This is a genomic window from Nitrospirillum goiasense (genome assembly GCF_034427435.1).
Lineage (GTDB): Bacteria > Pseudomonadota > Alphaproteobacteria > Azospirillales > Azospirillaceae > Nitrospirillum.
Window position 1 is genome coordinate 1,351,875 of record NZ_JAXQNP010000003.1, and the last position, 21,968, is coordinate 1,373,842.

At 68.7% G+C, this 21,968-nt stretch carries 16 protein-coding genes and 2 pseudogenes; 16 read left to right on the forward strand and 2 right to left on the reverse strand.

The window, feature by feature from the left end; all coding sequences use genetic code 11:
• Positions 1–157: 157 nt before the first annotated feature.
• The 6 genes and pseudogenes from ULB03_RS20260 (at position 158) to ULB03_RS20285 (ending at position 8,987) form a co-directional block, all read left to right on the forward strand.
• On the forward strand, positions 158–1,474 hold the full coding sequence (locus tag ULB03_RS20260) for an acetyl-CoA hydrolase/transferase family protein (RefSeq protein ID WP_322484886.1): 1,317 nt from the start codon (positions 158–160) through the stop codon (positions 1,472–1,474).
• A gap of 184 nt (positions 1,475–1,658) precedes the next feature.
• Positions 1,659–2,804: an FAD-dependent monooxygenase gene (locus ULB03_RS20265; protein WP_322484887.1), complete on the forward strand. Its 1,146-nt coding sequence runs from the start codon at positions 1,659–1,661 to the stop codon at positions 2,802–2,804.
• A gap of 35 nt (positions 2,805–2,839) precedes the next feature.
• A pseudogene (locus ULB03_RS20270) lies at positions 2,840–4,362 on the forward strand (aldehyde dehydrogenase family protein).
• Between the two features lie 208 nt (positions 4,363–4,570).
• Complete coding sequence (locus ULB03_RS20275; RefSeq protein WP_322484888.1) at positions 4,571–6,037, forward strand: flavin monoamine oxidase family protein; 1,467 nt, start codon at positions 4,571–4,573, stop codon at positions 6,035–6,037.
• A complete protein-coding gene (locus ULB03_RS20280; protein WP_322484889.1) occupies positions 6,034–7,044 on the forward strand; it encodes an alpha/beta hydrolase in 1,011 nt (336 codons plus the stop codon). The genes ULB03_RS20275 and ULB03_RS20280 overlap by 4 nt, the downstream gene beginning before the upstream one ends.
• 404 nt (positions 7,045–7,448) lie before the next feature.
• The gene (locus ULB03_RS20285; RefSeq protein ID WP_322484890.1) at positions 7,449–8,987 is read left to right on the forward strand and encodes a methyl-accepting chemotaxis protein; all 1,539 of its coding nucleotides are present in this window, start codon (positions 7,449–7,451) and stop codon (positions 8,985–8,987) included.
• Positions 8,988–9,048: 61 nt separating this feature from the next.
• Here ULB03_RS20285 and ULB03_RS20290 read toward each other — a convergent pair whose 3' ends face one another.
• Positions 9,049–9,405, reverse strand: a complete 357-nt coding sequence (locus ULB03_RS20290) for a hypothetical protein (protein ID WP_322484891.1) — start codon at positions 9,403–9,405, stop codon at positions 9,049–9,051.
• Positions 9,405–10,646 carry a class I SAM-dependent methyltransferase gene (locus ULB03_RS20295; RefSeq protein WP_322484892.1) on the reverse strand — a complete coding sequence of 414 codons (1,242 nt, stop codon included), beginning with the start codon at positions 10,644–10,646 and terminating at the stop codon, positions 9,405–9,407. Before ULB03_RS20295 ends, ULB03_RS20290 begins: the two co-directional genes overlap by 1 nt.
• 210 nt (positions 10,647–10,856) lie before the next feature.
• On the opposite strand from ULB03_RS20295, the gene ULB03_RS20300 reads away from it, so the two are divergent.
• From ULB03_RS20300 to ULB03_RS20345, 10 genes and pseudogenes are all read left to right on the forward strand, one after another.
• On the forward strand, positions 10,857–11,867 hold the full coding sequence (locus ULB03_RS20300) for a DUF1838 family protein (RefSeq protein WP_322484893.1): 1,011 nt from the start codon (positions 10,857–10,859) through the stop codon (positions 11,865–11,867).
• Positions 11,868–12,009: 142 nt separating this feature from the next.
• Positions 12,010–13,359: an MFS transporter gene (locus ULB03_RS20305; protein WP_322484894.1), complete on the forward strand. Its 1,350-nt coding sequence runs from the start codon at positions 12,010–12,012 to the stop codon at positions 13,357–13,359.
• A 35-nt stretch (positions 13,360–13,394) separates the two neighbouring features.
• Complete coding sequence (locus tag ULB03_RS20310; RefSeq protein ID WP_322484895.1) at positions 13,395–14,672, forward strand: MFS transporter; 1,278 nt, start codon at positions 13,395–13,397, stop codon at positions 14,670–14,672.
• A gap of 90 nt (positions 14,673–14,762) precedes the next feature.
• Complete coding sequence (locus ULB03_RS20315; protein WP_322484896.1) at positions 14,763–16,361, forward strand: FAD-binding oxidoreductase; 1,599 nt, start codon at positions 14,763–14,765, stop codon at positions 16,359–16,361.
• 1 nt (position 16,362) lies between these two features.
• Positions 16,363–17,223: a helix-turn-helix domain-containing protein gene (locus ULB03_RS20320; protein ID WP_322484897.1), complete on the forward strand. Its 861-nt coding sequence runs from the start codon at positions 16,363–16,365 to the stop codon at positions 17,221–17,223.
• 221 nt (positions 17,224–17,444) lie between these two features.
• On the forward strand, positions 17,445–17,873 hold the full coding sequence (locus tag ULB03_RS20325; protein WP_322484898.1) for a c-type cytochrome: 429 nt from the start codon (positions 17,445–17,447) through the stop codon (positions 17,871–17,873).
• Positions 17,874–17,940: 67 nt separating this feature from the next.
• Positions 17,941–19,134 carry an FAD-dependent oxidoreductase gene (locus ULB03_RS20330; RefSeq protein WP_322484899.1) on the forward strand — a complete coding sequence of 398 codons (1,194 nt, stop codon included), beginning with the start codon at positions 17,941–17,943 and terminating at the stop codon, positions 19,132–19,134.
• Between the two features lie 73 nt (positions 19,135–19,207).
• Positions 19,208–19,966, forward strand: a complete 759-nt coding sequence (locus ULB03_RS20335; RefSeq protein WP_322484900.1) for a maleate cis-trans isomerase family protein — start codon at positions 19,208–19,210, stop codon at positions 19,964–19,966.
• A 3-nt stretch (positions 19,967–19,969) separates the two neighbouring features.
• Positions 19,970–20,878: a polysaccharide deacetylase family protein gene (locus ULB03_RS20340; protein ID WP_322484901.1), complete on the forward strand. Its 909-nt coding sequence runs from the start codon at positions 19,970–19,972 to the stop codon at positions 20,876–20,878.
• Between the two features lie 129 nt (positions 20,879–21,007).
• A pseudogene (locus ULB03_RS20345) lies at positions 21,008–21,964 on the forward strand (aldehyde dehydrogenase family protein); the annotation flags it as partial.
• Positions 21,965–21,968 lie beyond the last annotated feature (4 nt).

Here is a 21,968-nt window from a genome sequence, read left to right on the forward strand (position 1 = left end):
AAGTTAGCCTATAAATAGACCATTAAGCCAATTCCGTTGCGACAGCCCCTGGCCCGTTCTACGTTGCGTCGTGGGACGGAATTCCCGTTGGCCGCCGGCCGGAGGTATGCTGGGCGGCGGCGGGAACAAGAACAATGTGGGGGAGGGGAAGCGCGCGATGACTGAGCATGCCGACACCTATGCGGCGAAGCGCCTGACGGCGGAGGCGGCCGTTCGCATGATCCCATCGGGGTCCCGCGTCGTGATGGGTTTGGGTGTCGCCGGCCCACCGGCATTGCTGCGGGCGTTGGCGGCGCGGGCGGAGCGGGGGGAGGTGGACGGCCTCTCGGTATACTACCTGCTGGCTTTCGCCAATGCGGCGCCGGTGCTGCGGACCGACCTCAGGCCGCGCGTCCGGCCGGTCAGTCTTTTCCACGGCGCGCTGGAACGCAAACTGGATCAGGAGGCCGCCCAGCAGGGCCTGCCCCCGGTGGATTTTCTGCCCACCGCCTTCAGCCAGGCGCCGGCGGTCCTCAGCCGCCAGGTCGATGCCGATGTGCTGCTGACGACGGTGTCACCCATGGATGAGGATGGCTGTTTCAGCCTGGGCACCAACACGGACTACGCCCTGGCGGTGTCGCGGACGGCGCGCCAGGTCATCCTGGAGGTGAACCCCGCGATGCCGCGCACCCGGGGCGATTGCCGCATCCCCTTGGATCGGGTGACGGCCATCGTGGAAAATCCGGTACCTTTGCTGGAGGTGCCGCCGGCGGCGATCCGGGAGAACGACCGGGTGATCGGCCGGCTGATCGCGGATTTGGTGGACGATGGCGCCTGCCTGCAGATGGGTATCGGCGCCCTGCCGGACGCGGTGTGCGCGGCACTGGAGGATCGGCGCCACCTGGGCATCCATACGGAACTGATGACGCCCCGGCTGGCGCACCTCATGCGCCTGGGGGTCGTGGACAACAGCCGCAAGACCATTCACACCGGACGCGCGGTGTTCACTTTCGCCGTCGGCGACCGGGCGCTGTACGACTTCCTGGACGATAATCCGGCCTGCGAGGCCCATCCCGTCGATTACGTCAACAACCCCACGGTCATCGCCCGCAACGACGGCATGGTGTCGGTGAACGCCACGCTGGAGATCGACCTGCAGGGCGCCTGCAATTCGGAATGTGTGGGCGGGCGCCAATACAGCGGGGCCGGCGGGCAGCTGGATTTCGTCCGGGGCGCCTCCGCCTCCCGCGGCGGGAAGTCCATCATCGCCTGTCACGCCACGGCGGCCGGCGGGACCGCGTCGCGCATTGTGCCCCGGCTCAGCGGGCCCGTGACGACGCCGCGCAACGACGTGCAGTACGTCGCGACCGAATTCGGCATCGTGAACCTGCGCGGCCTGTCGCTGGCGGAGCGGGCGAAGGCCCTGATCGGCATCGCGCATCCCGATTTCCGGGAAGCCCTGGAACGGGAGGCTTACGTCACCGTCCGCTCCTGACCACCCATGTCGTGGCGGGGAGGGGCCGGCATCTCCCGGCCTTACCCTGTCCACCGTGCGGACACCCTCTCCATGTCCGCCGTGCGGACAGGCCACCCCGCCGTGATGGCCGCTTGCCTCCGGTCACCGCCTAATCCCTTCCGAACCGGCGGGGGATGCCGGCGACCAGACTGAAGGCAGGCCCATGAGCAAGGCGCGTGTGACGATCGTTGGCGGTGGCATCGGTGGTTTGACGGCGGCGATCGCCTTGTTGGATCGCGGTTTTCCCGTAACCGTGCTGGAATCGGCACCCGCCTTCGCCGAGGTCGGTGCCGGTGTCACCTTGGCGCCGAACGCCATGCGGGGCTACATCCACCTGGGCATCGCGGAGGCCATCGCCCAGGCCGGCGTCGAGCCGACGCGCCAGCGTATTCAACACTGGGCCGATGGCCGGGTGTTGCGGACGGTTGAGCGCGGCGACATGCGCGCGCGGCAGGGTGCCCCCTACGTCTATATCCATCGCGCCGACCTGCACGCCATCCTGGTGGCGACGGCGCAGCAGCGCGGCGGCCGGCTGCTGACCAGCGCCGGCGTGACCGCCGTCGAGGGCACGACGGCCATCCTGCAGGACGGCCGGACCGTCGAGGGCGACATCCTGATCGGTGCGGATGGCGTCAAGTCGGTGGTGCGCCGCGCGTTCGAGGAAAAGGCCCCGCACTTCACCGGCCACGTCGCGTGGCGCGCCCTGGTGCCCGTGGACGAGGCGCTGGCCGACCTGACATCCTGGCCCGGCATCCACATCGGTCCGCAACGCATGGTGCTGCGCTACCCCATGCGCCAATCCAAGATCCTGAACCTGGTCTTCTTCGCCCGGCAGACGGGATGGACGCAGGATGGCTGGACCATCCCGGCCAGCCGGGCCGACCTGCAGGAAACCTTCGCCGGCTGGGCGCCGGAGGTGCAGACCATGATCGCGTCCATCCGCGAGGGCGAGTTCTACAAGTGGGCCATCAACGCCCGCCAGCCGCTGCCCACCTGGGTTCAGGGCCGTGTCGCCCTGCTGGGCGATGCCGCCCACGGCATGACGCCCTTCTTGGGTCAGGGTGCCGCCTGCGCCATCGAGGATGCGGTGGTCCTGGCCCGCGCCTTGGCCGACAGCGCCACGCCGGAGGAAGGATTGCGGCGCTATGAGGCCGCCCGGCACGAGCGCGCGACCTTCATCCAGTTGGAATTGAACGCCAACGCCGACCGCATGCAGGCCGAGGATACCGACCTGTTCGGGCTGCGGGCGATGCGCAACGAGGATACGCTGGGCCTGTTCGATTACGACTGTGCCACCGTGCCGGTCTGACCCCATCCCTGTCGCCGCGTACCGCCGGAGGTTCCATGTCCGCCCCCATCCTGCCCTTTGACGGCCATCCCGTGCTGGAAAGCACGCGTGCCTTCCTGACCGAGCGGCACGGCCTGTTCATTGACGGGGCCTGGCGTCCCGGCCGGGAGACGATCACCACCCGCGACCCCGCCACCGGCCTGGTGTTGGCCGAGGTCGACGTCGGCGGGGTCGCGGATGTGGAGGATGCCGTGGCCGCCGCCGGCCGGGCTTTCCAGGGCGGTCAGGGCCAAGCCCCGTGGGGCCGCACCCTGGGACCGGAGCGGGCCCGCCTGCTGACACGCCTGGCCCGGCTGGTGGAGGAGCATGCCCGGCAGTTCACCGAACTGGAGATCCTGGACAACGGCATGCCGGCCTTCATCGCCGGCCTGACGGTCAGCAACAGTGTGGAGATGTTCGACTACTACGCCGGCTGGGCGCTGAGGATCGAGGGGGTGACCACCACGCCGCCGGCCCATGTGGCCGCGGTGGCGGAGGCGCTGACCTACACCGTGCGCGAACCGGTGGGCGTCGTCGCCCTCATCGTGCCCTGGAACGTCCCCCTGTCCACCCTGGTCCTGAAGCTGGCGCCGGCCCTGGCGGCGGGCTGCACGGTTCTCGTCAAGCCGGCGGAGGAGACGCCGCTGTCGGCCCTGCTGCTGGCCCGCCTGGTGGCCCAGGCCGGCTTCCCCCCGGCGTGGTCAACGTCATCAACGGCCTGGGTGAGGTGGTGGGCGCGGCATTGGCCGCCCACCCCAAGGTGGACAAGGTCAGCTTCACCGGCTCGACCGAGGTGGGGCGCAAGATCGTCCACGCCGCCGCCGGCAACCTGAAGAAGGTGTCGCTGGAGCTGGGCGGCAAGTCGCCGGTGGTCATCATGCCGGATGCCGACCTGGAGCTGGCGGTGCCGGGGGTGGCCATGGCCACCTTCTTCCTGCAAGGCCAGAACTGCATGGCCGGGACCCGCATCTTCGCCCATGCGGCCATCCATGACCGTTTGGTGGAGGGCATGGCGGCCCTCAGCCGGACCCTGACCCTGGGGCATGGCCTGGACACGGCGGTGCAGTTCGGCCCTCTGATCAGTGCCGGGCACGCCGCCCGGGTCATGGGCTATGTGGATCGGGGCATCGCCCAGGGGGCGCGGCTGGTGAGCGGTGGCGTGCGGCCCGATCGCCCCGGCCATTTCGTGCCGCCCACCATTTTCACCGACGTCCAGCCGGACATGGACATCTTCCGGGATGAGATTTTCGGCCCCGTCATGGCCGTGCACCGGCTGGAAACCACCGATCTCGATGAGATCGCGGCCCTGGCCAACGACAGCGACTATGGCCTGTCGGGCAGTGTCTGGACCCGCGACCTGTCCACGGCCCACCGCCTGGCATCGCGCATCCGCTCGGGCCAGGTTTCCGTCAACTGCCACGGCGCCATCGGCACCAACATCCCGTTCGGCGGCTTCCGCCAATCCGGCTGGGGCCGGGAGTTCGGGCGGGAAGGGCTGGATGCGTACCTGGAAACCAAGGCGGTCACCGCCCGGCTGTGAGGGCCGGGCACGCCGCCCAGCTTTCGGGCCCGCTCTAAATCTGGCGACGGCGGAACGGGTCCCATCCGCCACACGGACAGGGTGATGGCGAAGGCTTTGGTTTTACCACCGGGTGGCGGACCCTGCATGCTGGCCGTTGCGGTTGGCGCGTTTCCGCCGCCCATCCGTTCGGCTGTCCTCTCCCTTCAAGGCTGGAAAGACCGCTTCCATGTCCCAGGATGTCCGCTCCTTTCTCCCCACCCGCCGCGCCGTCGTTGGCGGCTTGCTCGCATCCGCCCCCTTGCTGGGGGCCGCTCCCGCCTGGGCCAAGGGGCCGCAGAGCGTCGATGTCGTCATCATCGGCGCCGGCTTGGCGGGCCTGAACGCCGCGTCCATCCTGGAGGGCCAGGGCCTGTCGGTGCAGGTGGTGGAGGCGTCGGACCGTGTCGGCGGCCGCCTGCGCACCGGGCGCAAGGACGGATACCAGGCTGAACTGGGTGCCAGCGAGGTGGGCGCGTTGTATGGTCGTGTGCGCGATGCCTGTTCGCGGCTGAACGTCGGCCTGACCAATAAGGGCGGCATCCCGACCGACTTCCTGCTGCACGTCAACGGCGTCTCCCTCCGGCCGCAGGATTGGGCCAACGCGCCGGTGAACATGACCCGGGGGGCGGAGCGGAGCATCCTGCCCTATATCCTGCAGACGGGCTTGTTCCAGCGCTGGCTGCCCTTCAAGGACACCGCCGCCTGGCTGGACCCCGCCAACCTGGTCCACGATATCTCGGCGGCCGAGTTCATGCGGGCCAAGGGCGTTTCCGAGGCGGCCATCCGCCTGGCCGACATCGACGTCAACGGACCCAGCCTGGAAAGCATCTCCGCCCTCAGCATCTTCCGCGACCTCGCCCGCGCCCGGGCGGAAGGGTTCACCGACCCCAACAAGCCGCAGTACGGCGTCAACAACATGGAGCGCAGCTACATCGTCGGCGGGTCCGACGTGCTGCCCAAGGCCATGGCGGCGGCGTTGAAAACCCCGGTCCGCCTGCTCAGCCCGGCTGTCGCCGTGGACCAGGACGGTGGCAAGGTCCGGGTGCAACTGGCGAACGGCGACGTGCTGACCGGCAAGTACCTGGTGGTGGCCGCCCCCTATTCGGCGGTGCGCAACATCCGCTTCACGCCGGGCCTGCCCGACGCCCAGGCCGACGCCATCGCCGGCGCCCTCTACTCCGCGACCACCCAATTCCATTTCCGCATCACCAAGCCGTATTGGGAACAGGATGGCCTGCCGCCGTCACTGTGGACCGACCTGCCCTTTGAACGGGCCTTCGCGTTGAAAAGCCCGGAGACGGGCGCGACCGACACGCTGATCGTCTGGGTCAACGGCGATGGCGCCACGCGCTGGGACGACCGGGAGGTGGAGCAGCAGTCCGACCTCGTCATCGCGGAACTGGCCCGGGTGCGGCCGTCCATGGTGGGGGCGCTGGACTACATCCTCGGTTACAGCTGGGGCCGCAATCCCTATGTCCGGGGCAACAAGCACGTCTTCGGGCCGGGCCAGGTCAAGCGCTTCGCCGCCGATATGGGCAAGCCGGTGGGGCGCATCCACTTCGCGGGCGAACATTTGCGGCGACTGGAACATGGCATGGAATCCGCCATGGAGACGGGTGAGGCCGCCGCCATGGAAATCCTGGAGAAGGCATGATGGCGGCGCGGGATGGAAAGTCGTCGTTCAGACTGGGCCGGCGTGCCTTCCTGGCCGCCGGAGCCGGTGTCGCGGTGGCGGGGCGCTTGCGTCCCGCCCGGGCCGAAGGCGGGCGGCTGACGCTGCATACCGCCAGTGGTCGCGCCGTGGATGTCCGCACCTGGATCGTCGGGGCCGAACGCGGCCGTATCCTGTTTTCCCACGGGGCCCTGTCGGCGCCGTGGAAATATCAGTCGGTCATCGAGGCGTGGGGGCGGGCGGGCTACAGCGTCTATGCCCCCCTGCACGTGGATTCCACGGACCATCCGGACCAGGCCTCCTTCCCCGGCCTGGCCAGCTGGCCGGCGCGCATCGAGGATGTCCGCGCCGTGGCGGATCACCTGGGCGGGGCCTACATCGCTGCCGGCCACTCCTATGGGGCCCTGATCGCCCTGGTCCTGGGCGGTGCCACCCCGGCCGTGCCGGAAGGCGTTCCCCTGCCCCTGCGTGATCCGCGCGCCCGGGTCACCGTGGCGTTTTCACCGCCGGGGGTGGGGGGAGGCTTGGTGCGGGCCGGCGATTACGCCACCCTGGCGGTGCCGGCGATCATCCAGACGGGTGACCGCGACTTCCCGCCCGGCTCGACGGATTGGCGCAGCCACTTGGCCGCTTATGACGAGGCCACACCCGGGGGGACCGTTACGCCGCCGTGCTGGATGGCGTGGACCACTATTTCGGCGGCGCCATCTGTCGCCAGGATTTGCCGGGGCCCCGGCAGGAGACGGCGCTGGCCGCGGCCGTTTCCCTGTCCATCCTGTTCATGCGGGCTTACGCCGGGGGCGATGCCGGCGCGATGCAGGTGCTGCGGGGGCGCCTGTCCGACAGCGGACCGGTGCGTCTTTCTTATAAGTGACGGGCTTATAAGTGACGGCGGGGCGGCTCATGCCGCCCGCCATTACCATGCCCATCAATCTTTGGATGAAGACAAGGTCGCTCCGGCGGCGCAATTTTGTAAAAATACAACGTAAGTTCTGCGCTGATGAATAATGTTGATGGGCCCATTCAAAATAATTATGACTAACCTGTACGTTTGAGTACACAATTTTAATTGTTGAAATTGCCCTTCTGCCGTATGGTCCCCCGCTTGGGGACACCGCTGTCACGGCTCTGGCCGCCTTCAAGCCTGTCCTCTTCCCTCAGACGCATGCTGGCTGGAACGCACTGTTCCCGTATTGCTGCGTCCAAATAATCCAATAAAAGCCGGGGATTAGAGATGGTGCTTGATAACATTCGGGTAATTAACAAAATAAATATCATAGTATCTGTTTTTGCAATAGCTCTTGTTGCCTTGCTGGTTGCCAGCAGTGTGCGAATGACATCGGTCGACGATTCTTACAGTGACCTGATTACGCGCATCGACCGATCGGCCACCATGTCGGTCCGGGCCAACCGTTTCGTTAATGTCTTTATCGCCGCAGCCTTCCAACTGGCGACCGAAACGACCGATGAGGGTAATGCCAGGCTGCTGGCCCAGGTTGCGGATGCCCGGAAGCAGTACGATACCCTGATTGCCGACGTGCGCCGGAATTTGCCGGAGTGGGAACAGCGGCTGGATCCGGTTGACAAGGCCGTTGAGCGCGGCTTCGCCGGATGTGAGCCCGCGATTGCCGCCGCGAAAAAGGCGGTGACGGCGGAGGAAAACATGAAGGCCGCGGCTGAGCTCAAGGCCGAATGTGGTCCGCCCTTGGAGAAGGCGCTTGCCGACTTCGCGGCTTTCAACAACAACCTGCTGAAATTCGCCGCCGAGACCGCCGACGCCCTGAAGGCCGACACCCAGCGCGCGATCCGTATCCAGGTGACCATCGCCGCCGCCTCCATTCTTTTCGCGCTGGGCCTGGCCTTCTGGATCAGCCGCGCCGGGTTGACGGCCCCCATCGCCGCCCTGCGCCGTGCTATGGACCGGCTGGTGGCCAACGACCTGGCGGCCGAGGTGCCCGGCCAGGCGCGCAAGGATGAGATCGGGGCCATGGCGCGCAGCGTCCAGGTCTTCAAGAGCAAGGCGCTTGAGGTCGAGCATCTGCGCGCCGAGCAGGAGGCGCAGAAGGCCCGGGCGGCGGAGGAACAGCGCCAGGCCTTGCATCGTATGGCCGATGCCTTCGAGGCCAAGGTGATGGACGTGGTGCGCGCCGTTTCCGAAACCTCGGTGGAATTGCAGCGCACCGCGCAGAGCATGTCGGCGACAGCGGGGGAATCGACGCTCCAGGCCACCACCGTGGCCGCGGCGGCGGAGCAGGCCTCCGCCAATGTGCAGACCGTGGCGGCCGCGTCGGAGGAGCTGTCCTCCTCCATCAACGAGATCGCGCGGCAAGTGGCCGAATCCAGTCGTATTTCCAATGTCGCCACCGATGGCGCCGCCCGCAGCGGCGACCTGGTGCAGGGCCTGGCCTCCGCGGCGGAGCGTATCGGCGAAGCCGCGCAGCTCATCAATGACATCGCCGCCCAGACCAACCTGCTGGCGCTGAACGCCACCATCGAGGCGGCGCGGGCGGGTGAGGCCGGCAAGGGCTTCGCCGTTGTCGCCGGTGAGGTGAAAAGCCTGGCGGGCCAGACCGCCCGCGCCACGGACGCCATCAGCCAGCAGATCGCCGCCGTGCAGGAGGAAACCCGCCGCACCATCACGGCCATCGGCGAAATCGCCGCCATCATCAACCAGATGCAGGGCATCGCCACCACCATCTCCTCCGCGGTCGAGGAACAGGGGGCGGCTACCCAGGAAATCGCCCGCAACGTCCAGGAGGCGGCCCGGGGCACGCAGGAGGTCAGCGCCACCATCACCGGCGTGTCGGAGGCGGCGGGCATGACCGGCGCCGCGGCGGAGCAGGTGCTGGCGTCGGCCAGCCAGCTTGCCACCGATTCCCAGCGCTTGCGGACCCAGGTGCAGGATTTCCTGGCCACCGTGCGCGCCGGTTAGGGCGTATCCACCTGAATGAAGGACAAGGGGCCCCACCCCCTGCGGGCGGGGCCCCTTGCCGTCAGGGTGTGGCGATTTCCTCTATGGTGCGGTTAAAGCGTTCGGTGGTGTCGGCCTGCGCCGCCTCCGCCGCTTCCTTCCGCTGCAGATAGAACAGCCGGTCCAGGAAATCCTGCCGCCAGGCCTCGCGCGCTTCCAGCGCGGGCTGGTCCAGCACCAGCGCCTCGATGCCGGCGGCCAGGTCCAGGCCCTGGGCCTTGGCGACCCGCTCGGCGCTGTCCAGCCGGTCATGCAGCACGGAGATCTCGTTGGCCATCACGAGGATCATGGACATGGCCTGGTCCAGGCCGGGCGCGTCATAGAAGGTCGGGCGCTTGCCCTTGGCGTCCTTCACGACATGGGGGCGGGGCGTGGTCATCAGGCGGCATCCTTGTTGAGGGCGGCGGTCTCGGACTTGTGGGCGATCAGTACCTCCCAGCCGCCGCCGGGGGCGTATTCACCGGCGGCGAATTCGCGGTCGGCCACGGCCGTGGCGGCTTCCTCGCTATAGCCGGCGGCGGCCTGGGCGGCGAATTCCATGACGGCCATGGGGGCGGTGTCGAACCGGACCTCGGCGCGATCGAAGCCCGCGCGTTCCGCCAGGTCGTACTGGTTCATCTCGCGCATCGCACCCCAGAACGGCTCATTGTTGTACCAGGTCTCGTTGTCCAGGATGAACTGGGTGAACGGGTCCATCAGGTCGAAGGGCGGCAGGTCGGCATGGATCATGTAACCGCCCGGCGCCAGCAGGCGATGGCACTCCTGGAAGATGCGCGGCATGGCCTTGGCGCTGGTCTCATGCAACAGGATGTGGCTGACAACCAGGTCGAAATGCCCGTCGGGGAAGCGCGTCTCCTCGGCGTTCATCTGGGCGAAGTTGACCTCCAACCCCAGGCCGGCGGCGCGGGCGTGGGCATAGCGCACGACCGGCGCGCCGACGTCGATGCCCCACACCTCCGCGTCCGGGAACAGCTCCTTGTAGGGCAGGGTGGCATGGCCCACGGTGCAGCCCATGTCCAGGATGCGCTTGGGCTTGAAGTCCGGAATGCGGCGCTTCAGGTAGTTGCAGACCGAGCGGCCCATGTCGTCGTTCAGCGGGCCCATGTAGCCCATGGCGTAAAGATAGACGCCCCGGTCGTACAGGGCGCCCACGGAGATGTCCTCCTTGGCCACTTCCGTGGTGTAGCCGCCCGGCATGCAGTGGATGTCCACCGCCGTGACGTAGCGCGGCGGCACGAAGCCCGCGGGAATGTCCAGCTTGGCCGCCGTCTTGGCCGACAGCTCGGCGGCCTTGGCGTTCAGCTCGGGCAACTGCCGGTCCACCGTCACGTTGGTGGATTCCCACAGCAGTTCCTGGGCGATGCGGTTGGCGGCGGCGTAGTGCTGGAAATACAGCTCACGCACCATGGCGGTGCGGATGTCGCGCCGGTCGGCCGGTGGCCGGCCGTGGGCGCGCTCGAACGCCGGGACCACGCGGTTGCGGTAGACCGGCGTCAACCCGGGCAACAGCTTCTGCTGGATGAAGTTCTTGAAGCTCTTGGTGAATTCCTGCCGCGCCGCTTCGTCGTGCGTGGGCGTCGGCAGGGCCGGATGCGTGAGTTGCTGGAAGGTGTTGAGCATAGCCGCTTCCCCATCGCTGATGTGCGTCGGGGGAATTGAACGGGCGATCGCCGGCCCAGGCCAAGCGGCCCCCCAGCCTTGTCCACCTGATGGTTGAAGCCGGGGCTGAACCTTCCAACACCGAACCGTTCCGGGCCACGCTGCATTGCAAGGCCGGGGCGGGCGTCCCGGCCGGCGAAAACAGGCAGGAACAGGGGAGACACCGGAGTCATGAGTGGTCCGGAACTGACCAGGCGCGAAAGCCTGGGTTTGGCGACGATGGCGGCGGCGGCCGGCGCGCTTGGGCTGGCGGCACCCGCGCGGGCGACGGCCCCGACCTTTCTCACCCGCATCGATTTCAAGGATCCCAAGTGGAACCGCGATGCCTATGCCCGTCTGGACATGGATGTCGACCCGACGAAGCAGAAAATCGGCTGGTTCCGCGGCACCGTCTATGGCGTGCGCGACAATGAGCCGGTGCGGTCGCTGTTCCTGGTCGATGGCTTCAGCGTCGTCCGCTCGCAGCAGCTTCCCGACGGCAGTTGGCGCCGCATGCTGCGCGAGATCGGTTTTTACCGCGATCTCCAAACCGGCCAGCTCATGGATACCTGGCACAACCCCTACACCAACGAGGATGTGCGGGTCGTCCCCATCGCCAATGATCCCTTCAACTTCACCATCAGCGAATTCCTGCCGGAACCGCCGTCCTATGGCGGCCTGAACAAGGACAAGCCGCCCAAGCGGCCCTTCCTCATGAATTGGACCGATGGGCCGGACGGCACGGTGCACCTGTCGACCGACATCCACCTATTCTACCCGTCCGCCTTGCAGCCCGACAAATGGCCGCGCGAATCCTCGGGCGCGTTCAACCGGGTGTCGGAGATGTTCCATTACGTGATCAAGCGCCAGGATCTGGAAAACCCGGCCATGACCCATGTCCCGGCCATCGGCTCGTGGTCGCGCATCACGCCCTGGCTGCCCTGGATGCTGATGGGCCAGGCCGCCGGCTGCATCAGCTACTTCTGCACCTTCAACACGGTGCCCAGCATCGATCAGCTACCGCCTGACTTGGTCGCCAAGGCCCGCGCCATGGACGCGAAATGGCTGAGCGCCCCCGATAGCGATTACGGCCCATCGCTGTCCAGCATCGAGAACTATGCCCATCAGCAGACGCCGGCGTCCGTGCCGGCGGGATGGGCCCCGCCCACCCCGCCGCCGCCGCGCACCCTGCCGGGCCGCTGACCCCCGCCTGACCCCGCCAGCCGCCCGCTGGCAGGGTCACTGGGGCCCCTGGGGGGACGGCCTTGCCATGCCGGGGCCGTCCCTTCGCCTTTCCGGCGTCTTGATGATCGCCCGAACACTGACCGTAAGGACCATCGCCGTCATGAGCATCGCGCTTTCCGAACAGGGGCCCGCAGCACCCGGGCGTCTGGGCCTCCTGGCCCAGGCAGGCTACGGCGTGGGGCAGATCGCCGGCCAGGTTTTCCGGGACGTGCCGTCGCTGTTGCTGATGTTCTTCATGACCAACGTCCTGGGCATCGAGCCGGCGCTGGCGGGTGCGGCCATCTTCGTGCCCAAGCTGGTCTGGGGTGTGGGGTGCGACCTGCTGGTCGGCATCCTGTCGGACCGCTGGAAGCACCGTTTCGCGCGCCGTCGCTGGCTGCTGGTCGGGGCGCTGGGCGCGCCGGTGGCCTTGATCCTGTTGTTCCATGTGCCGGACCTGCCGGTCGCCGGCCGTGTCGCCTATGTGGCGGGGGCCTTCAGTCTCTACATGGCCGTGTTCGCCTGCTTCTCGGTCCCCTACCTGGCCATCGCCGGTGAACTGTCCAGCGACCCGCACCAGCGCACGGTGCTGATGGCCTGGCGCCTGGTCTTCACCGCCATCGGCGTGCTGGTCGGCGGCGCCCTGGCCCCTTATCTGGTGCAGAGCCTGGGCGGTGGCCAGCCGGCGTATGAGGGCATGTCCCGGTTCCTGGCGGTGATCTGCCCGCTGTCGCTGGTCCTGGCCTATTTCGGGTCCGGCCGTGCCCGGCGACAGGCGCCGCCGGCCAGCACACCGCAGACCGCCCATCGCCGCTTGGCCGCGCGGGAGGTGGTGGCGACGCTGGCGGCGCCCCGCTTCTCCGTCCTGCTGCTGGCCAACCTGCTGCAATTGGCCGGGTCCGGCATGGCCTACGCCTCGATGCTGTATTTCCTGACCTACAACATGGCGCGGACGGATGCCTTCCAGCTGATCGGCGGCCTGGTGATCATCGCCTGCGCCGGCATCGTCGCGGCGCAGCCGGCCTGGGTGGCGCTCGCCCGCCGCATCGGCAAGAAGCCGGTCTACATCCTGGCCGCCGCCGGCTACGGCGCGGCCTACCTGGGCTGGTCCATGAGCGCCGGCGCCGGGACGGTGGTGGCCTATGCCTTCTCCTTCGTCGCCGCCATCTTCAATTCCGGCTGGACCCTGCTGGGCTTTTCCATGATGACCGACATCGCGGGCGACGATCAGGCCCATGCCGGCCTTTATTCCGCCGCCTGGATCGCGGTGGACAAGGTGGGCTTCGCGCTGGGCGGCACGTTGCTGGTCGGCCTGGTGCTGTCGGGCTTCGGCTTCGACGCCGCGCGGGCCGTGGCCGGCCAGCCGCAGACCGACCTGGCCCTGACCGGCGTCATGCTTGCCTTCGGCGTGATTCCCGCCCTGTTGAACGTGTCCTCGGCTTTGCTGTACTGGCGCTTCGGTCGGCCCTGAAGCGCCGGCCCAGGGGAATTTGCCGGGGAATTTAGATGACATCAGTCAGGGGGACGGGGGCGATGGAGGAATTTCGCAAGGGGTGGCGGCTGGTTTTGGCGGCGTCCACCGGCGTGGGGCTGGGCATCACCGGCCTGACCTTCTACACCTTGGGCATTTTCATCGGGCCCTTATCCCAGGAGTTCGGCTGGTCCCGCACCGCCATCTCCGGCGCCACCCTGCTGACCACCGCCACCACCATCCTGCTGGGCCCCGTCGTCGGCCGCCTGGTCGACCGCCTGGGCGGGCGGCGCGTGGGCATGGTGTCCCTGTTCCTGCTGGCCCTGGGCCTTGTCGGCCTCAGCCATATCGGCCCGTCGCTCACCAGTTTCTACCTGGCGTTCGGGTGCGCCATGGTGCTGGGGGCGGGCACGCTGCCCATCGTGTGGACGCGGGCGGTCAACGCCAGCTTCGACCGCTCGCGGGGCTTGGCGCTGGGCCTGACGCTGACGGGCACCGGCGTCTGCGGCATCCTGGCGCCGCCCTTCACCCAATGGCTGGTCACCTCCCACGGCTGGCGCGCCGCCTATCTGGGGCAGGCGGCGCTGGTGGCGGGGCTGGGGCTGGCCGTCGTCGGCCTGTTCTTCCGCGACGCCGGTGCCGCCGGCGCTGTCGCCGCCTCCGCCCCCGTGATTCCGGAACGTCCCAGCCTGACCTTGGCGGAGGCGCGCCGCACCCGGCAGTTCTGGGGCCTGGGCGTTGGCCTGCTGTTCGCCTCCTTCGCCGTCGCCAGCCTGATCGTGCATCTGGTGCCCATGCTGTCCGGCACCGGTGTCGAGCGCGCCACGGCCGTCTGGTACGCCAGCCTGCTGGGCATGGCCATCATCGTCGGCCGCCTGGGCGTGGGCGGCCTGGTCGACCGCCTGCACCCGCCGGCGGTCGCCGCCGCCGTCATGGCCGCCGCCGCCGTGGGCTGCGCGTTGCTGGCCCTGTCGGGCGCCACCATGTCGGGGACCAATGCGGCGCTGGTGCTGCCGGCGGTCCTGCTGATCGGCTTCGCTGCCGGGGCCGAGGTCGATCTGGTCGCCTTCCTGGTCAGCCGCTATTTCGGCCTGCGCAGTTATGGCGAGATCTATGGCTGGCAATTGGGCTTCTTCGCCTTGGGTGCCGGCCTGGGCCCCATGGGCGTGGGCCGCCTCTATGACCTGACCGGCGGATATGGCGCCGGCCTGGGCGCCTGCGCGGTCGGCTTCCTGGTCGGTGCCGCGGCCCTGGGCACGTTGGGGCCTGTGCCCAAGGTCGTGCCGCCGACGGTTTGTCCACAGGCCGGATAGTCGGGGCGTCGGGGCGAGGCGGGGCGGGCCGGCGCTGGCATGGTTGGGGCTTCAGATTTCCGCCCCGCGTTGAAGGACGGCACCCGCCCCATGACCCAGCCCCTGCAGACCCCGATTGATGTTTCCGCTGACGACCCCCTGATTCGCGACCTGCGCCGACTGCTGGGGGACGCCGCCGTCCTGACCGACGCCGATGCCTTGGCCTTCCATGGCCAGGACGTTTACGGCATCGGCGCGCCCCTGCGGGCGGTGGTGCGCCCCGCCAGCCGTCCTGCGCTGGCCCAGGCCTTGGGCATGCTGACCGCGGCCGGCGTGGCCATCGTGCCGCGCGGCGGCGGCATGTCCTATTCCGGCGGCTATCTGGCACCCACGGCGGGCGCGGTGCTGGTGGATACCGGCGGCCTGGACCAAATCGTCGAGATCAACCCGCACGACATGTATGTCGTGGCCGAGGCGGGCGTGACCTGGGCGGCGCTGGACGCGGCCCTGGCGCCGCATGGGCTGCGCACCCCGTTCTGGGGGCCGTTCTCCGGCATCCGCGCCACGGTCGGCGGTTCGATCTCCCAGAACGCCGTGACCTACGGCACCGGGCTGCACGGCACCGCCGTCGACAGCCTGGTGGGGCTGGAGGTGGCGCTGGCTGATGGCCGCCTGGTGCGCACCGGCAGCTGGGGCCATGGCGCGGCGGCCCCCTTCTTCCGTCACTTCGGCCCCGACCTGACGGGTCTGTTCGGCGGCGACGCCGGGGCCCTGGGCATCAAGACGGCGGCGGCCTTCCGCCTGGTCAAGCGGCGGCCTATCACCACCGGTGTTTCCTTCGGCTTCCAGGATTTCCAGGGCCTGCTGGGCGGCATGGCGGCGGTGGCGCGCGAGGGTGTCGTGTCCGAGGGCTTCGGGCTGGATCCTTTCCTGCAGAATCAGCGCCTGGGCATGGGCGACTTGAAGTCCGACCTCAAGATGCTGCTGGCCGTGGGCAAGGCGGGTCGGGGGCCGGTGGAGGCGCTGTGGCAGATGGCCAAGATCGCCGTCGCCGGCCGGGGCTTCCTCAAGGATGTGAACTATTCCGCCCATTACACCGTGGACGCCGCCGACCGGGATGAGGAACGGTCCCTGCTGCGCCGGGTGCGCGCCGCCGCCGCCCCCTTCGGGCGGGAGATCGAGAACTCCATGCCCACGGTGGTGCGGGCCTATCCCTTCCCGCCGCTGAACCACATCCTGGGCCCCAAGGGGGAGCGGTGGGTGCCCGTCCACGGCATCCTGCCGTTCAGCAGGGTCGGCGATTTCCGTGCCGCGCTGGAGGACCTGTACGCCGCGCGGGCCGAGGCGATGACGCGGCACAAGGTGCTGGTGGCGGCCATGTTCAGCACCGTGTCGACCAACGCCTTCCTCTATGAGATCGCCATCTATTGGGAGGAGGCGCGCGCCGCCTTCCACGACCGCATGCTGGAGCCGGCCGCCGCCGCCAGCCTGGCGCGCTATCCCGCCAATCCGGAAGGCACGGCCCTGGTGGAGGCGCTGAAGGCCGACATCGTCGACCTGTTCCACCGCCACGGCGCGGCGCACCTTCAGGTTGGCCGCCTCTATCCCCTGGCGGCGGATCGCGACCCGGCCGCTGCCGACCTGTTGCGTTCCGTCAAGCGCTGGGCCGATCCGGCGGGCCTGGTCAACCCCGGCGCCCTGGGCCTCTGACATGGCGGAGGGGCGGTCGGCGGAAGGGCGGCTGGAGGAGGGGCGGGCCGAGGGAGGCACGGACAGGGGCGTGCCCATCCGTGCCATCAGCCGTGCCATCGCGGTGTTGAAGGCCATCAACCGCCATGGCTCCCTGACCATGATGGACATCGCCCGCGCCGCCGGCTTGCCCTATCCCACCACCTGTCGCCTGGTGCAGACCCTGATCTTCGAAGGGCTGGTGGAGCAGGAACCCGACCGCAAGCAATACCGGCCCACGGCCCTGGTCCAGAGCCTGGCCTATGGCTTCCAGCAGGACGACCGGTTGGTGGAGGTGGCGCGGCCCCATATCCTGGCCCTGACGCGGCGCATCGGCTGGCCCGTCTCCATCGCCATGCGCGTCGGCGCGGCCATGGTGCTGCGCGACAGCACCCATGCGAAGACGCCCCTGACCTTCGATCACTATTACCCCGGCTTCACCGTCCCGCTGCTGGAAAGCGCCTCGGGCAAGCTGTCGCTGGCCCATGCGCCGGCTGAGGAACGGCGGGCGCTGCTGGCGTGGATGGAAGCGGCGGGCGCGGTGGCGCCGGCCTATCTGCGCGCCGCCGCCACCCTGGTGGACGTGACGCGCATCCGGCGTCAGGGATACGCGGTCCAGGACCTCAACCACCACAACCTGACGCCGGGCAAGACCTCCTCCATCGCGGTGCCGATCTTCCTGGGGGACCAGTTCAAGGCGGCCATGACCCTGATCTTTTTCGCGTCGTCGATGGACATGGGGGCCGCCCTGGACCGCTACCTGGGTGACCTGCGGGCCACCGCCCAGGCCATCGGCGCGGCGTTGCGGCCAGCGGCCGGTCGCAAGCGCGCCGCCGGCGCCTGATCCTCCGTCAAGGTGCCCCCGATTTTATCCGCAGGGTGGTCAAGTCCGGCTTGGCGTGTCGACCAGTGACGTCCTTAAAAGCCAGACTTTCGACATCGACATTCGGGCCAACAAGACTGGGCCAACAACACCGGGCCAACGGCACTGGGGCTGATGATCGCGCCCACACCCGCCGCTCGTTTCCCGGCCCGACAAGAGAATAGCTGACTGTGGAGGCATCCTTGAATTCCGCTGGGAATCCCGCTGGTGGTCGTACCGTCCGTCCTGTCGCCGCCCGTCTGGCGATCCCCGCCGCCCTGGCCTTGGGTCTGCTTCTGCCCGCCAGCGGCGCGCTGGCGCAGGGCGCGACCGACAAGGGCGAGAAGCTCTCCATCCGCTGCCGCACCTGCCATGAGTTCGCGGCCGGCAAGCCCCACAAGGTGGGCCCCAACCTGCATGGCCTGTTTGGCCGCAAGGCGGGGCAGGAGCCGGGCTTCAACTATTCCAAGGCGCTGCGCGACAGCGGCATCGTCTGGGACGAAAAGGCCCTGGACGCCTGGCTGACGCGGCCCAGCGGCCTGGTCAGCGGCACGACGATGGCCTTCATGGGCCTGCCCGACAAGGCCGACCGCGACGCGCTGATCGCCTGGCTGCGGGAAGCGACCCGCTGACCATCCCCTTCCCCGGTTTCCCTATGGCGGCCGCCCTCGACGGCCCCGGTTTCAAAGGTTGATCCTGATGATCAGAACGCAGGTGGTGATCGCCGGCGCCGGCCCGGTGGGCACGGTGGCGGCCTATTTCCTGGCGCAGCAGGGCATCGACGTCCTGGTGCTGGAGGCGGGTGCCGATTGCGCCCTGGATTTGCGCGCCTCCACCTTCCATCCCCCGACGCTGGAGATGCTGGACACCCTGGGCATCACGCCCTTCCTGCTGGAGCGGGGGCTGAAGGCGCCCATCTACCATTACCGGGACCGGGGCACCGGCGACGTCATCGACTTCGACCTGGGCGAACTGCACGACGTCACCCGCTATCCTTTCCGCCTGCAATGCGAACAGTACCACCTGGCGCGCGCGCTGGCCGAACGCCTGGACCAGCACCCCAAGGCCAGCGTGCGCTTCGGCCACCGGCTGGTGAATGTGGCGCAGGATGACACCGGCGTCGACCTGGTGGTGGAAACCCCGTTCGCCATCGAACGGGTGCGGGCGGATTGGCTGATCGGCGCGGACGGCGCCGGGTCGACCGTGCGCAAGTGGCTGGGCGTGGGCTTCGAGGGCTTCACCTATCCGGAGAAATTCCTCTGCCTGTCGACGACGGAGCCGCTGGAGGATTACCTGCCCAACCTGGCGTACGTGAACTACGTCGCCGATCCGGCGGAGTGGCTGGTGCTGCTGCGCGTCCCGTCCGTCTGGCGCATCCTGCTGCCGGCCGACCCCGACTCCTCGGACAGCGAGCTGGTGTCCGACGCCAACCGCGACCGGGTGTTCAAGCACCTCATCGGCAAGACCGGCGTGCCCACCCAGCACCGCACCATCTACCGCATGCACCAGCGCGTGGCCGAGCGCTTCCGCCAGGGCCGCGCCATGCTGGTGGGTGACAGCGCGCACCTGAACAACCCGCTGGGCGGCTTCGGCATGAACAGCGGCATCCATGACGCCTTCAACCTGTGCCAGCGCCTGGTGCGCATCATCAATGGCACGGAGGACGAGGCCTCGCTGGACCAGTTCGACCGGCAGCGCCGGGGGGCGGCGCGCAGCTTCATCCAGGCCCAGACCATCCAGACCATGGAAATGATGAAGCAGGGGCTGGCCGCGGGCCAGGACCGCCGCCGCGAAGAGTTGCTGCGCACCCGGGCCGATCCGGAGCTGCGCCGCCAGTTCCTGTTGCGCCAGGCCATGTTCCAGAGCCTGCGCGACGCCGAAGCCATCGCCTGACCGTCGCGCCCACGCGCGACGCCCTGAACTTGACCGTCGCCCCCGCGCGACGTGCTTAAAAGGATTGCCGATCATGCAGACTGACGCCAAGGACAGCCGCGGCTGGCGCCGCCTTTTCGGTGTGCTGGGCCCCAGCACCAACACCAGCGTGCAGCCCGACTATGACGACATGCGGCCGGCGGGCGTCACCAACCATTACAGCCGCATCGTCGTGCCGGACGCCCAGGCCATCAGCGATGAGACCTTCCTGGCCGGCACGCAGCAGATCGCCGACAACACGGTGGAGGCGGTGCGCTCGGTCATGACGTGCAGCCCGCATTACCTGGTCATGGGCATGTCGGCCATCACCTTCTACGGCGGGGCGGAAGGGGCGGCCAAGTTCCGCCGCCAAATCCACGAGGTTGCCGGTGTGGACCTGTCCACTGGCTCGGAATCCCTGGCCGCGGCCATCGCCGCTTATGGCGGGGTGAAGCGCGTCGCCTTCGTGTCGCCCTACTACCCCGTGGCCAACGCCCAGGTGCGCAACTTCCTGTCCGACTACGGCTATGAGACCGTGCGCGACATTCCCCTGCGCTGCCCGTCCTGGACGTCCATCGCCAAGGTGGACACCCCCACCCTGCGCCAGGCGCTGCACCAGCTGGACGGCGACGACGTCGACGCCATCCTGCAGGTCGGAACCAACCTGTCCATGGTCCGCCTCGCGGCGGCGGCGGAGATGTGGCTGGGCAAGCCCGTCATCGCCATCAACACCGCCACTTATTGGCACGCCCTGCGCGCCAACGGCATCCAGGACAAGGTCTATGGCTTCGGCCGCCTGCTGGAGGAGTTCTGATCCATGCTGCGCTACGATTATGTGCCCATGCCGGCCCGCGGCCCCTTGCGCCTGCCTGAGGGCAAGCGGGTCGCCTTGATCCTGACGTTCAACCTGGAAACCTGGGACCTGACCAAGGACACGGACCGCCCCTATTACGCCGGCGGCCCCGCCATCCTGCCGGACGTGCTGCCGGGCGACACGCCCGACTTTCCCAACTTCACCTGGCGCGAATACGGGCAGCGGGTGGGCATCTGGCGCCTCTATGACCTGTTCGACGAGATGGGCGTCAAGGCCAGCTGCACCACCAACGCCGTGACGTTCGAGCGGCGCCGGGCCATGACCGACGCCTGCCTGGAGCGCGGCTGGGAACTGCTGGCGCATAATTACGAGCAGGGAGAACTGCTGACCAACTTCGCCAAGGATCCGGCGAAGGAACGGGACGTGATCCTGCGCACCATCGAGACCTATGAGCGGTATGTGGGCCGGCGCCCGCTGGGGTGGCTGTCGTCGTCGCTGCGCGGCACGCTCAACACCGCCAGCATCCTGGCGGAACAGGGCTTCCTGTTCTATTGCGACATCATGAACGACGACCAGCCCTACCGGCTGGACACCGCTGCCGGCCCGCTGGTCTCGGTGCCCTATTCCAATGAGATCAACGACTTCACCCTGCTGACCCGCCGGGGCCTCAGCACGGATGCCTTCCGCGACGTCCTGATCGAGGAACTGTCGACGCTGCATGCCGAGGGGGCGAAGACCGCCCGGTTGATGAATGTCGGCCTGCACCCCCACGTCTCGGGCCGCGCCTATCGCATCCGCGCGCTGAGGGAGTTCCTGGAGTTCGCCAAGGGGCTGGACGGCGTCTGGTGGCCCACGCGGGAGGAACTGGCCCGCTGGTACCTGGAAAACAGCGCCGGCCACATGCCGGGCTGATCACGCCCGGCGATTGAGGGGCCATACCCCTACAAGAACAAGGAGGCAGAAATGGTGGAGTTGCTCTCGGCCGTGGCGCCGGCGACCGAGGCCGCGCGCGCGGTGCTGTCGGCGCCCGCGGTGGGTGCCATGCTCATCGGCGGGCGCTGGGTGCAGGCGGTGGGTGGCCAGTCCATCCCGTCGACCGACCCGGCCACGGGCCAGGTGCTGGCCCATGTTCCCGATGCCGGCCCGGCGGACGTGGACGCCGCGGTGGCCGCCGCCCGCGCCGCCTTCCCCGCCTGGGCGGGCCTGGTGCCGGCGCAGCGCGCGGCCATCCTGTGGCGGGTGGCCGATGTGCTGGAAGCCCATATCGACGAGCTGGCGGAGCTGGAGACGCTGGACCAGGGCAAGCCGCTGTATGTCGGCCGCTGGGCCGAAATCCCCGGCGCCGTGGCCCAGTTCCGCTATTACGCCGGCCAGGCCCTGAGCATCGAGGGGCGGACGATCAGCCCGTCGGTGACCTACCAGCCGGCGGGCAAGCTGGTCCAGGCCTGGACCCTGCGGGAGCCGGTGGGGGTGGTGGCCGCCATCGTGCCCTGGAACTCCCCCCTGGTGCTGACGGCCATGAAGCTGGCCCCGGCCCTGGCCGCCGGCTGCACCGTGGTGCTGAAGCCGGCGGAGGACACGTCGCTGACCGCCCTGCGCCTGGGTCAGTTGATGATGGAGGCGGGGCTGCCCGACGGCGTGCTGAACATCGTCACCGGCCGGGGGGCCACGGCCGGCGCCGCGCTGGCGGCCCATCCGGACGTGGACAAGGTGGCCTTCACCGGGTCCACCGCCACCGGCCGCGCCATCCTGGACGCCTCCAAGGGCAACCTCAAGCGGGTGACGCTCGAACTGGGCGGCAAGTCGCCCGTCATTGTTCTGCCCGACGCCGATCTCGACCTGGCGATACCGGGGGCCGCGAATGCCATTTTCTTTAACGGTGGCCAGGTGTGCGTCGCCGGGTCCCGCGCCTATGTCCACGCCGACATCTATGACCGCGTGCTGGAAGGGCTGGTGGCCCAGGCCGGCGCCCTGCGCCTGGGCCATGGCCTGAACCCGGAGA

Excerpts from the sequence above, each read along its gene's own strand:
- ULB03_RS20260 (WP_322484886.1), top strand. The coding sequence starts at position 158 with ATGACTGAGCATGCCGACACCTATGCGGCGAAGCGCCTGACGGCGGAG.
- ULB03_RS20265 (WP_322484887.1), top strand. The coding sequence starts at position 1,659 with ATGAGCAAGGCGCGTGTGACGATCGTTGGCGGTGGCATCGGTGGTTTG.
- ULB03_RS20275 (WP_322484888.1), top strand. The coding sequence starts at position 4,571 with ATGTCCCAGGATGTCCGCTCCTTTCTCCCCACCCGCCGCGCCGTCGTT.
- ULB03_RS20280 (WP_322484889.1), top strand. The coding sequence starts at position 6,034 with ATGATGGCGGCGCGGGATGGAAAGTCGTCGTTCAGACTGGGCCGGCGT.
- ULB03_RS20285 (WP_322484890.1), top strand. The coding sequence starts at position 7,449 with ATGTCGGTCCGGGCCAACCGTTTCGTTAATGTCTTTATCGCCGCAGCC.
- ULB03_RS20290 (WP_322484891.1), bottom strand. The coding sequence starts at position 9,405 with ATGACCACGCCCCGCCCCCATGTCGTGAAGGACGCCAAGGGCAAGCGC.
- ULB03_RS20295 (WP_322484892.1), bottom strand. The coding sequence starts at position 10,646 with ATGCTCAACACCTTCCAGCAACTCACGCATCCGGCCCTGCCGACGCCC.
- ULB03_RS20300 (WP_322484893.1), top strand. The coding sequence starts at position 10,857 with ATGAGTGGTCCGGAACTGACCAGGCGCGAAAGCCTGGGTTTGGCGACG.
- ULB03_RS20305 (WP_322484894.1), top strand. The coding sequence starts at position 12,010 with ATGAGCATCGCGCTTTCCGAACAGGGGCCCGCAGCACCCGGGCGTCTG.
- ULB03_RS20310 (WP_322484895.1), top strand. The coding sequence starts at position 13,395 with ATGACATCAGTCAGGGGGACGGGGGCGATGGAGGAATTTCGCAAGGGG.
- ULB03_RS20315 (WP_322484896.1), top strand. The coding sequence starts at position 14,763 with ATGACCCAGCCCCTGCAGACCCCGATTGATGTTTCCGCTGACGACCCC.
- ULB03_RS20320 (WP_322484897.1), top strand. The coding sequence starts at position 16,363 with ATGGCGGAGGGGCGGTCGGCGGAAGGGCGGCTGGAGGAGGGGCGGGCC.
- ULB03_RS20330 (WP_322484899.1), top strand. The coding sequence starts at position 17,941 with ATGATCAGAACGCAGGTGGTGATCGCCGGCGCCGGCCCGGTGGGCACG.
- ULB03_RS20335 (WP_322484900.1), top strand. The coding sequence starts at position 19,208 with ATGCAGACTGACGCCAAGGACAGCCGCGGCTGGCGCCGCCTTTTCGGT.
- ULB03_RS20340 (WP_322484901.1), top strand. The coding sequence starts at position 19,970 with ATGCTGCGCTACGATTATGTGCCCATGCCGGCCCGCGGCCCCTTGCGC.